Origin of the sequence: Vibrio hibernica, from assembly GCF_015223435.1 — a bacterium.
Lineage (GTDB): Bacteria > Pseudomonadota > Gammaproteobacteria > Enterobacterales > Vibrionaceae > Vibrio > Vibrio hibernica.
In genome coordinates, this window is record NZ_VHKO01000020.1 from 34,440 (window position 1) to 46,670 (window position 12,231).

Consider the following 12,231-nt stretch of genomic DNA (forward strand, 5'->3'; position numbering starts at 1 on the left):
AGTCGTTCTGCTTTTCCTATTTATACACTTAAGTTTTAGAACCTCATAAACTTAATGTCGTAAGGTATAACGTTTAAATTACTTGAGAGAAAACCATGGCAAGCAAAGCAAAACGCGCTTATGTCTGTAATGACTGCGGAGCAGATTTTCCACGTTGGCAAGGGCAATGCAATGCTTGTGGTGCGTGGAATACCATTACAGAAGTTCGGCTTGCCGCTTCTCCTCAAGTGGCGCGTAATGAGCGTTTATCGGGATACGCGGGTAGCGGGTCAGAATCTCAAGTTCAAAATCTTTCTGAAATTGATTTGCAAGAAGTTCCACGCTTTTCAACCGGTTTTAAAGAATTTGATCGTGTTTTGGGGGGAGGGATTGTTCCTGGTTCGGCGGTGTTAATCGGTGGTAATCCTGGTGCAGGTAAAAGTACCTTATTACTCCAAAGTGTCTGTCGACTCGCGGCGCAGATGCCAACCCTTTATGTTACGGGGGAAGAGTCACTGCAGCAGGTTGCGATGCGTGCCTCTCGTTTAGGCTTACCCAAAGAGCATTTGAAAATGTTATCGGAAACCAATGTCGATAAGATTTGTCAAATTGCGGAGAAAGAACAGCCAAAGATCATTGTAATTGATTCGATTCAAGTGATGCATGTAGCGGACGTTCAATCTTCTCCTGGTAGTGTTTCTCAAGTTAGAGAGTCAGCCACCACTTTAACTCGTTATGCAAAAAAAAATAATGTGGCTGTTTTCTTGGTTGGCCATGTGACCAAAGATGGGACCTTGGCCGGGCCTAAAGTACTAGAGCATATTATTGACTGTTCTGTTTTATTAGATGGTAGTGCAGACAGCCGTTTTAGAACCTTGCGTAGTCATAAAAACCGTTTTGGTGCAGTGAATGAGCTCGGCGTATTTGCCATGACAAGGCAAGGCTTAAAAGAGGTAAGTAATCCTTCTGCTATCTTCTTATCTCGTGGTGATGAAGAAACATCGGGCAGCTCTGTGATGGTTGTGTGGGAAGGTACAAGACCATTATTGGTCGAGATTCAAGCGCTGGTGGATTACTCGCAGCTATCTAATCCGCGTCGTGTGGCGGTTGGCTTAGATCAAAACCGCTTGTCCATGTTATTAGCGGTATTGCATAAACATGGCGGTTTGCAAATGGCAGATCAAGATGTCTTTGTTAACGTTGTTGGTGGGGTAAAAGTGGCGGAAACTAGCGCCGATCTTTCCTTATTAATGGCTTTATTGTCGAGTTTCAAAGATCGCCCATTACCCAAAGATGTTGTTGTATTTGGTGAAGTCGGTTTAGCGGGAGAGATTCGCCCCGTACCTAGTGGTCAAGAGCGTTTAATGGAAGCGTACAAACACGGTTTTACACGTGCCATTGTTCCTGCTGCGAATATGCCCAAAGGTGGCATTGCTGGTATGCAAATTCACGGTGTGAAAAAGCTATCGGAAGCGATTGATGCATTTGATGAACTTTAAGTTCTCTTTCAATCCATTTCCTTTAAATAGCCAAATCCTAATTGATTCATTTGAGTTTCGATCCAATTAATTCTTTGCCATTGATATTGAGTAGGTCTATTTACTTTAAATAAATAAGGGTTTGGCAGTACAGCCGCCAATTGTGCAGCTTGTGACGTTGAAAGCTGGCTAGCATTAATTCCGAAAAAATGCTTGCTGGCAGCCTCAACACCAAAGATACCCGGACCAAATTCCACGAGATTTAAATACATTTCAAGAATACGGTGCTTTCCCCATTCTAACTCAACAATGACGCTGAGCCATGCCTCTATTGCTTTTCGGACTAAGCTCTCACCTGGCCATAAAAATAGATTTTTCACCGTTTGCTGAGTGATTGTGCTAGCGCCTCGACGTCGCTCGCCAGAGATAATATCTTCAACTGCTTCACTGGTAGAGATTAAATCAATACCGTGGTGATTAGGGTATCGCTGATCTTCTGAAGCGATAACCGCAAGTTGCATATTAGGCGATATTTTATCTAGTGTGACCCATTTGGCTGCGTTGCGTTGTTGGTATTGGCTTGGCGGTGACAATTCACGTTGTAATTTCCAGCTCCAAATTACAGGATTGACCCACCTCAAAGGGAGAGTGATGAGAATAGAGAATCCGATAAAGGTAATAATTAAGCGTAATAGCCATTTTTTTATCCATTTTCTCATGCTAATCCTTTCGCTTTTTTTATTTTTGCTTAAAATACCGTCACAATATCCATTGTTTGGCAAAGTGAGACCATAGCAGATATTGCTGGTGCTCCATAATTTAGCCGCAATAGTTTAATCTGCCTAGAGCTAAATCTAACTAGAGTTAAAGTGTAAAAACTGGCTTATTAGCTTGAAATTGACACGCCAAAAGATTTTTTATTCAAATGTGCGCAGGGGATATCAGTCTTGACAGATTGTGTTATACTCTGCGCGAACTTTATATCCTATTAATAGAGTAAGACAATGACTGATTTATCAAAATACAGAAACATTGGTATTTTTGCCCACGTTGATGCGGGGAAAACAACCACAACTGAGCGTATCCTAAAGCTAACTGGTACTATCCATAAAAGTGGTGAGACGCATGATGGCGAATCAACAACTGACTTCATGGAACAGGAAGCTGAGCGCGGGATTACTATCCAATCTGCGGCAGTAAGTTGTTTCTGGAAAGACCACCGTTTCAACGTAATCGACACCCCTGGACACGTTGACTTTACAGTAGAAGTATATCGTTCTCTTAAAGTTCTTGATGGTGGTATCGGCGTGTTCTGTGGTTCTGGTGGTGTTGAACCACAATCAGAAACTAACTGGCGTTATGCGAATGACTCAGAAGTTGCACGTATTATCTTCGTAAACAAACTGGACCGTATGGGTGCAGATTTTTACCGTGTTACAGAGCAAGTGAAGAAAGTACTGGGTGCTACTCCACTTATCATGACTCTACCAATCGGTATCGAAGATGAATTTAAAGGCGTTGTAGACGTTCTTTCTCGTAAAGCCTACATTTGGGATGAAACCGGTCTTCCAGAAAACTATACAGTTGAAGATGTTCCTGCCGATATGGTTGACGATGTAGAGCAATATCGTGAAGAAATGATCGAAACGGCTGTTGAGCAAGACGACGAATTACTAATGGCTTACATGGAAGGTGAAGAACCTTCTGAAGAAGACATTAAACGTTGTATCCGTAAAGGTACTCGTGATCTAGCATTCTTCCCAACATACTGTGGTTCTGCGTTTAAAAACAAAGGCATGCAACTTGTTCTTGATGCTGTTGTTGATTACCTACCTTCTCCAACAGAAGTTAATCCTCAACCTCTTATGGATGAAGAAGGTAACGAAAATGGTCAGCATGCAATCGTTTCTGCTGATGAAACTTTTAAAGCTCTAGCATTCAAAATCATGGATGACCGCTTTGGTGCATTAACTTTCGTTCGTATTTACTCTGGTAAACTGAACAAAGGTGACACCATCATGAACTCGTTTACGGGTAAAACTGAGCGCGTTGGCCGTATGGTTGAGATGCAAGCTGATGAACGTAAAGAACTGACTTTTGCACAAGCGGGCGATATCATCGCTATCGTTGGTATGAAGAATGTTCAAACTGGTCATACTCTGTGTGATCCAAAAGATCCAATAACGCTTGAACCAATGGTATTCCCAAATCCAGTAATTTCGATTGCTGTACAGCCTAAAGATAAAGGCGGTTCTGAGAAAATGGGTGTTGCGATTGGTAAAATGGTTGCAGAAGATCCAACGTTCCAAGTTGAAACTGATGAAGAGACTGGCGAAACCATCCTTAAAGGTATGGGTGAGCTTCACTTAGACATCAAAGTAGACATCTTGAAGCGTACTTACGGTGTTGATCTTCTTGTTGGTCAACCACAAGTTGCTTACCGTGAAACGATCACTAAAGCGATTGAAGATAGCTACACGCATAAGAAACAATCTGGTGGTTCTGGTCAATTTGGTAAAATTGATTACCGTATCAAACCAGGCGAGCAAAACACTGGCTTTACGTTCAAATCAGTGGTTGTTGGTGGTAACGTGCCTAAAGAATTCTGGCCTGCTATCGAGAAAGGCTTTAAGTCTATGATGAATACTGGTGTTCTTGCAGGATTCCCAGTACTTGACGTTGAAGTTGAATTATTCGATGGTGGTTTCCACGCAGTCGATTCATCTGCAGTAGCATTTGAAATCGCAGCGAAAGGCGCATTCCGTCAATCAATGCCTAAAGCTGGTGCTCAACTTCTTGAACCTATCATGGCAGTAGATGTATTTACTCCTGATGATCACGTTGGTGATGTTATTGGTGACCTTAACCGTCGTCGTGGCATGATCAAAGACCAAGAAGCTGGCGTTACAGGCGTTCGCATCAAGGCTGATGTACCGCTTTCTGAAATGTTCGGTTACATCGGTTCTTTACGTACAATGACTTCAGGTCGTGGTCAGTTCTCTATGGAGTTCGCACACTACGCACCTTGTCCTATGAACGTAGCTGAGCAAGTAATTGCTGACGTTAAAGCACGTAAAGAAGCTGAGAAGAAGTAATTCTTTTTTAAGCTGATTTAGCTTTAAATAAAAACCGCCAGCGATGGCGGTTTTTTTATGTCTTATATTTCTCGACACTTGAGACTGAGACTGAGACTGAGACTGAGACTGAGACTAGTGCTTTAAGGTGATATAGAGTTGTTCAACTTTCGTACGAGCCCATTCCGTCTTGCGTAAAAACTTCAAACTGGACTTAATGCTAGGGTCAGATTGAAAGCAGCGGATATTGATTATTTGTCCTAGCTGTTCCCAGCCGTAGTGAGCGACTAACTCAGTAAGCAGTTTTTCCAGAGTAATACCATGTAGCGGGTTATTATTTTGCGTCATAAGACACCTGATGTAAAAGCGATAGATAGGAAAGAGTATAACGGAATGTAGTAACGGTAGGAATGTTCATCGTAAACGGCGGCCTTAGACAGTTCTTTATCAAAGGCCACAAATGTTTAAGTTATTTTATTAACGCTTAAACGTGATGTGCTCTCTTTCTTGTAGCTGGATGTGCGTTTGAGACAATTGAGTTTCTGCAATGACTTTACCCGCGCGAATAGAGTACTGTACCGGAACTTGGCGACGAACGGCCTCAAATCCAGTTTCAGCTGGCAGAATGATCATATTAGCCGGCTTTCCTACTTCAATACCATAATGATCTTGAATAGATAAAGTACGCGCAGAATGGTCGGTAATCAGTTTTAATGAATCATTAATTTGCTCATAACCCATGATCTGACAAACATGTAGCCCCATGTGCAACACTTGCAGCATGTTAGCTGTGCCAAGTGGATACCAAGGATCAAACACATCATCGTGACCAAAACAGACATTGATATTACTGGCGAGCATTTCTTTTACTCGGGTAATACCACGGCGTTTTGGGTAATCATCAAAGCTACCTTGTAAGTGAATATTCACTAACGGGTTGGCGACAAAATTAATGCCAGACATGCGTAATAGGCGGAATAAACGAGAAGTATAAGCACCGTTATAGGAGTGCATTGCCGTGGTATGGCTAGCGGTCACTTTGCTGCCCATATCGTATTTATGTGCCAATGCTGCAACGGTTTCGACAAAACGAGATTGCTCATCATCGATCTCATCACAATGAACATCAATCAAGCGGTCGTATTTTCGTGCCAGTTCAAAGGCGAAATGCAAAGACTCGACACCGTATTCACGCGTGAACTCGAAGTGTGGGATCGCCCCAACTACATCGGCACCTAACTGTACAGCCTTTTCAAGCAGTTCTTTGCCATTTGGGTAAGACAAAATTCCCTCTTGCGGGAAAGCGACAATTTGCACGTCAATCCAAGGTTTCATTTCTTCTTTGACTTCAAGCATTGCTTTTAAGGCTATTAAGGTTGGATCGGAAACGTCGACGTGGGTTCGTACAAATTGAATACCGTTAGCGATTTGCCACTTTAAGGCTTGTTTTGCACGTTGCTTAACCATCTTCAACTGACAGCATGCCTTTGCGTTCAGCCCAGCGCTCGATACCTTCAAATAAAGTACCAGACAAATTCCAATTAGGTTCTCCTGCCGTTTGTGTCGTATCTAAATGAATATGAGGTTCGCAAAATGGAGGCAAGACTAAATTACCCTGAGCATCGATAACTTCGTTTTCAGATGTGCCGGATGTTGAGCTAATTTGGGTGATCACTCCATCGTTAATTGTGATGGTTTGCAGGTGTTCGTAGCCAGATAAACGGGCATTTTTAATCGTAAGATTTGACATAAAGACACTCATAGTAATTTGTTGATTAGTCGAGTTATTTGTTTAATTCGCTCATCACTGAGGGTGTTGGCGTTAGTTTATCAAGAATAGGATTTAGGATGAGGTAGCATATTGCTCCGCCGAGTACCGCATTCAGTGGGACGATTCCTGGGATAAATTTACCCGAAGAAATCCCAACTAAGACAGCAATAATAGCGGCCCAATTGACAGTTTTGAACTCAGTGACTTCAAAGTTGAAATAGCGTTGACGATTTTTAAAGAAATCAGCGATGATCACGCCACCAATCGGAGGGATCGCAAGCGATAAGAAAGTCAACCAACCGACAAAGTTATTGTATAACCATAATGCACATAAGGTACCGATAATACCGTTAACCATTGAGATATATTTACTCGGCAAACCAGTAATGTTTGAGAAACCTAAGCCTGATGCATAGAGTGCGTTGTCATTGGTAGTCCAAATATTCAATCCTAAAACAATAATGGCAGGAATAAGTAGGCCTTGCGCCATCCTTACCTCGGAAATATCCGCTTGGCCTGTAGCCGAAGCACCAGCGGCGCCAAAAATGTCGAGTAGACGACACTTGTTACCAAGTGCCGCCCCTCTAAGAACCGTACGTGCAACTTTCACTGCATACGGCTCAAGCCTCCACTAAGGCATCATTGATACCCAGCAACTTATAACGCAGTCGGGACAGGCTCTTTCCAAGAGTTACGAGCGAGCCTTTTAGTTTTCTCTTCACCAGATATTCTTGGTATTGAGGGTCAAAAGGGGTCGCTGCATTCCTGATTTTTACGTGTCGCTCGATGGGCACTTTAGCTATTTGGAACAGATTGAAGTGACAGTCCATGTCCATGATTTTCTGCCAACCGTGAAATTGCCACTGGCCTTTGCGATTAAGAAAATACTTATGAACAACCCAGTCTTTGGACTTGGTTGGATGACGTCTAACTGCCCAGAGCCATAGCGCTTGGAATAGTTTGTGGCCGCGACATACCCGAATACTTGTTTAGCAACACAGTGGCGATAGTAATTCGCCCATCCTCTGAGTTTCGGATTTATCAACTTGATAAGATCGTTAACAGGGATGGTTGCGTACTTTTTAATAAGTTCACGTAGGTTTCTCAAGAATAACAACGTGTTGGATTTGCTCGGTTTAATGAGCAATTTCCCTTTGTACTTCCTGTGATTGAAACCCAGAAAGTCAAAGCCATCATCAATATGAGTGACCTTCGTTTTCTCTTCGGAGAGGGTTAGCCCTCTTTTTGCCAGAAAGTCAGCAATCAACGGTTTGATATCGTTCACTAGCACTTCCTTTGAAGAGCAGGTGACCACGAAATCATCCGCATAACCGATAAAGTTGGCCCTAGCACCCTTTTTCAGGGCTGTAGATTTTATTTGTTGCTCTATTCCCGCGAGAGTCATTAGCATCAAGGTTGGAGATATTATTCCGCCTTGAGGTGTACCTTCTTCGGTATCGTAGAACAGGCCCTTATCTACATAGCCAGATTTTAACCATTGCTCTAACATTCGTTTATCTACAGTGATATTGTCCATCAGCCATTCATGCCCGATTTTGTCGAAGCAAGCTTTAATATCTCCCTCAAGAATCCATTTCGCTGATTGCTTTAGAGCCAAACATTTGAAGCACTGACTGACAGCGTCAGCCGTGCTGCGATTTGGCCTAAAACCATAGCTATTGAGGTCGGCAAACGTTTCGGACACAGGCTCTAATGCTAGAAGGTGGAGGGCTTGTTGCGCTCTATCAATCATGCATGGAATACCCAATGGCCTGAGCTTGCCGTTCTTTTTGGGAATGTAGATACGTTTGAGTGGTTTTGCAGAGTAAGCCTTGCGACTCAGTTGATTGACTGCTTTCATACGGCGTGCATCTGTGTTCCAGGTGACACCGTCTATTCCAGGCGTTTTACTGCCTTTATTCTGAGAGACTCGCTTAACCGCAAGAAGCTTGGCTGAGCGAGAATGAGTCAAGAGCCATTGTAAGGACTTCACCTTACCGTGTTTCTTTTCTCTAGTTGCTTTTGCGATACGCATTTGAAGCTTCAATACGTGTGCTTCAACGGATTTCCAATCGATGGACTGCCATTGAGCGCCGTCAGAAGATGCACTAATCTCTTTCGAGATCATCATTTGCTTTCCTCCTTGAATAAAGTTCTTCAAATTCTCTCACAATGGGAGACCAGTCGGAAGTGGGCTCACTTTCGTGATCAGACACAGGTCTGTATGAAGTGGTCAAGTAAAATTGGCCACTGATTTGTATTCATTATTAAATCGGCGTTCTGATTAATTAGGCGTCAAGCCACCGTTATATTGATGAGGCCTGACTTGGTTGTAATATCGGATAATGTATTTAGTGATCGCCACTTTAGCTTCATTCGATGAACGATAACCCGCCGTTGGCATCCATTCTGTTTTAAAACTTCTAAAAAATCGTTCCATTGGGGCATTATCCCAACAATTTCCACGGCGACTCATACTTTGTGTAATTTGATACCGCCAAAGTAACCGACGAAATTGTTTACTTGTATAATGACAGCCTTGATCGGAATGAAACATGACACCTTTAGGGGCTCCTCGAACTTCATAAGCCATCGAAAGGGCTTTACCTGTTAGATCTGTATTGGGTGAGCCTGACGTTGCCCAGCCAATCACTTTACGGGCAAATAAATCAATCACAACAGCAAGGTACAACCAACGTTGTCCTGACCAAATATACGTCACATCGCCACACCAAACCTGATTAGGCTCAGTAACTGCAAACTGGCGATCTAATGTATTAGGGATATTTAGATGTTCATTTTCTGCTTTTTTATAACGATGCTTCTTAATCTGGCAGCTAACTAACCCTAAATTTTTCATGATGTTAGTGGCTTTATATCGACTTAACGGTACGCCTTTAGTTGTAACGATACCTGCAATCGTTCTGGCTCCTGCTGAGTTACCACTTGCACGATGTGCAGCCTTCACTAGATAATAGTATTTGCTCTTTTGACTGCGTTTTAAGCCGTTTAGTCCAATATTTATAGCTACTGCGATGAATATTAAAGACATTGCAAATGATAGATACAGGATAATAAGCTTTTAATTCATCAACTAAAATGAAGTTTTGAATGAGTCCGATACCAAAAGAGCGGTTGCTTTTTTTAGTATTTCTTTCTCCATTTCAATCCGTTTAATCTTCTTTTCTAACTCACGAATTTTAAGCTGATCAGGCGTCATTGGTGTTGCTTTTGGTGTAATCCCACCACGCTCATCTTTAAGCTGCCGAACCCACTTATCCATTGTTGATTTACCGACATTCATCGCTTCAGCTGCTTCTTTTACGGAGTAGCCTTGGTCTAAAACGAGTTGTGCTGATTCCAATCGAAATTCGGGTGTAAAATTAGGACGTATTCTTTTAGTCATAGTGTCACCTATTAAATTATGAGGTGATGATATCACCTCTAACTAGGTGGCCAAATTAACTATGCCACTTCATATGGATATCTTTGAATATATTGAGATGTTCTACAACGTAAAACGCAGGCACGGTTCCAATAATCAATTATCGCCTGTAGAGTATGAAAAGCAGTATGAAGAAAGGCTAACTAGTGTCTACTGACTCGGTGGCTATTCAGACTATAATTTCGAGTGCTACTAATAAAGGGATGTTTACAATGGAATATGACTACCTTTCTGTTAAGAGCTTAGAACTGCTCACCCTCAAACTAAACAGTTCTATTTACTCAACTATCGAAGATGAACTTAGTAAAATACATCATAAAATGATCCACGATTCACTTGGAAAAGGCCGAGGTTTACAGGGATTAAACTCTCTTGTCGAGATAACAAATCAATGGTGGGACAAGCCACTACCTCAGTGTGTTACTAAATGTAATTTCACATTATATGACTTAAGTATTATCGTGCATAAATACTCAGGCACATTACCAAACATTAGTAACATTGGTCATTTTACATGCCAATCTAAACCAACATCCAACCAAGCTGACCTGATTATCCTATTTAAACAAGATGGCAAACGCAGTGAAGAAATAACAGTTCCACTTCACTACATACTGAAGGCATTAGAGGAAAGAGTTACCTCACCAACTACAAGCTATCAAGTCTATGAGCACGCCTTCTTTTCAAAACAAGATGTCAAGAGAGCCAAAAAGATAAAAAACCAAGCCTTATTTCTTCAGGCACTTAAAAAGAATTACAAAGTCTACATCGGCCTAACAAAGCGGTCATGGCAAGTTCGGTATAAAGAGCACCTTAGCAATGCCAAATCAGGTAGCAATTTGTGCTTTCATGAAAAATTACGCGCACCTGGTTCAGATTGCGTGAGGATTTCTCATACCATCTTAAAGGCAGGATTATCTGCAGAGATAGCTGATGTCATCGAAGAGAGTGAAATTGCTCGCCGCTCTCTCAATGAGCTCTACCCATTAAACGGCTTAAACATGATACCTGGCGGCCGTGCTGGTTATGAATACCTACAAAACAAAAACTTATGTCATTCTGGCAGTTTTTCGCGTAAACCAAGAAACATATCCTACTCTGAGCTAACTGAAGAACTCGCTAACAGCAAAAAGATCCTTAAGAGTTACTACAACCACAACAATAAACTAGTTAATTTTAAAGATATAGAGTTAATGCGTGCAAGCATCATCAGTTACAACCAATCTTTGATGGCAGGTAACACTCCAAGCGACATCACTTTCGTTGAGCCAATCTACGATGCCAATTTAGATAGCAAGATGTTTAATTTGGAAATAGAGCAAGTTAAACAGGATATAGAGCTTACAAACAAAACGAGAGCTTCTAGTGGATTGAAACTGAAGTATTTAGGTATCTACCTATGGTCGATGACTCCAATTGAAGTATTAGACACTCGTTGTTGTACACGCTCTTACCTTTTCTACGATAGGTTGTATAAAAAAGTTAACCAAAGTGAGCTCAATTCTATTTTTTGCTCCAGGCGTGAATGTTTTGAGCGAGATAGCGGCCAAACACTTAATCCAAGCTCATGTACTCCTAGCCGAATTGGAGTTAAACCTGTCAATGCAATTTCCGACTCTGCGATTGCTGCCAAAATAGAGTCTGAGTCTAATGGCTTGTTTAAATTGGTCGTAGGTACATTTAAGGACGTTAAAAAGCCATTTTTCATCGAAGTAACTTGGGATAGGGATCCCTTCAAATTTATTAAAGTCTCGAATCATGACAATTACTGCAAGCGAGGCAGTTATAAAAAGTTATCTGCAAAGATAAAAAGTGGTTCTCCTATAGATAGTCGAATCAAAACTTACAGCGAATTAGACGAATCAGCATTACAAACTACGAATTAAGCATCTCTACAAGTAAATGAATATTTGATTCAATAGCCTAAGCTTCGACGAGTTAGGCTTTACTAAATATCTAGTTATCCATAGCTTTAAAATTTTGCAAATGTCATAACTCATTAATGTCCGTGCGACCTGAGGTCGTATGAAGCGTTGTTCACCGCTTAACGAGTGAACCATCTGTATCACCAGATGAACCTACGAGCCTGAATAAAGCAGCGGCTCGGACAATGTAACGAAACTTGGCCGTTGGGCTGAGTGGGAAAAGAATCGTGAGAGGACGTTCCTCCTGAAAACCACAATTCGGGTAAGTGCTAGGTAGTCAGTATGATGAACGTATGTGAATCCATTCAGTGCGACATGAAGTCGTATGAATCGTTGTTCGCCACGAAAAGAGCGAACCATTTGTATCACCAAATGACCCTACGGCTCTGAATAAAGAAGCGAGCCTGACAATGTAACAAAGTCTATCTGATGGACGGGAACTGAATCGCGAGAGGAAGCTCCTCCTGATAACCACATAAATCGGGTAAGTGCTAGGGAGTCAGTATGATGAACAGAAGTGAATCCACGTCAGATGCGTAATTTCACAAGCAGCGGAAGG

Annotated in this window: 5 protein-coding genes and 5 pseudogenes; 4 read left to right on the top strand and 6 right to left on the bottom strand. The window is 41.9% G+C overall.

Annotated elements, in window-relative coordinates; translation table 11 throughout:
* The first annotated feature begins 95 nt into the window (after positions 1–95).
* On the top strand, positions 96–1,478 hold the full coding sequence (radA, locus tag FH976_RS09305; protein ID WP_194090588.1) for a DNA repair protein RadA: 1,383 nt from the start codon (positions 96–98) through the stop codon (positions 1,476–1,478).
* Between the two features lie 8 nt (positions 1,479–1,486).
* On the opposite strand, the gene mtgA is transcribed toward radA, so the two are convergent.
* Positions 1,487–2,176: a monofunctional biosynthetic peptidoglycan transglycosylase gene (gene mtgA / locus FH976_RS09310; RefSeq protein ID WP_194090589.1), complete on the bottom strand. Its 690-nt coding sequence runs from the start codon at positions 2,174–2,176 to the stop codon at positions 1,487–1,489.
* 285 nt (positions 2,177–2,461) lie between these two features.
* Here mtgA and fusA point away from each other — a divergent pair, with 285 nt between their 5' ends.
* Complete coding sequence (gene fusA, locus FH976_RS09315; protein WP_194090590.1) at positions 2,462–4,552, top strand: elongation factor G; 2,091 nt, start codon at positions 2,462–2,464, stop codon at positions 4,550–4,552.
* A gap of 114 nt (positions 4,553–4,666) precedes the next feature.
* On the opposite strand, the gene FH976_RS09320 is transcribed toward fusA, so the two are convergent.
* The 5 genes and pseudogenes from FH976_RS09320 to FH976_RS09340 all read right to left on the bottom strand — a co-directional run bounded on the left by FH976_RS09320 (position 4,667) and on the right by FH976_RS09340 (position 9,708).
* Positions 4,667–4,879 carry a VF530 family protein gene (locus tag FH976_RS09320; RefSeq protein ID WP_194090591.1) on the bottom strand — a complete coding sequence of 71 codons (213 nt, stop codon included), beginning with the start codon at positions 4,877–4,879 and terminating at the stop codon, positions 4,667–4,669.
* Between the two features lie 129 nt (positions 4,880–5,008).
* Positions 5,009–6,281, bottom strand: a pseudogene (locus FH976_RS09325) (cytosine deaminase).
* A 34-nt stretch (positions 6,282–6,315) separates the two neighbouring features.
* Positions 6,316–6,858 (bottom strand): annotated as a pseudogene (locus FH976_RS09330) (cytosine permease); the annotation flags it as partial.
* Positions 6,859–6,959: 101 nt separating this feature from the next.
* Positions 6,960–8,433, bottom strand: a pseudogene (gene ltrA / locus FH976_RS09335) (group II intron reverse transcriptase/maturase).
* 153 nt (positions 8,434–8,586) lie between these two features.
* Positions 8,587–9,708, bottom strand: a pseudogene (locus FH976_RS09340) (IS3 family transposase).
* Between the two features lie 76 nt (positions 9,709–9,784).
* Here FH976_RS09340 and FH976_RS09345 point away from each other — a divergent pair.
* Positions 9,785–9,904: pseudogene (locus FH976_RS09345) on the top strand (IS3 family transposase); the annotation flags it as partial.
* A 55-nt stretch (positions 9,905–9,959) separates the two neighbouring features.
* The gene (locus FH976_RS09350) at positions 9,960–11,633 is read left to right on the top strand and encodes a GIY-YIG nuclease family protein (RefSeq protein ID WP_194090592.1); all 1,674 of its coding nucleotides are present in this window, start codon (positions 9,960–9,962) and stop codon (positions 11,631–11,633) included.
* Positions 11,634–12,231: the final 598 nt, after the last annotated feature.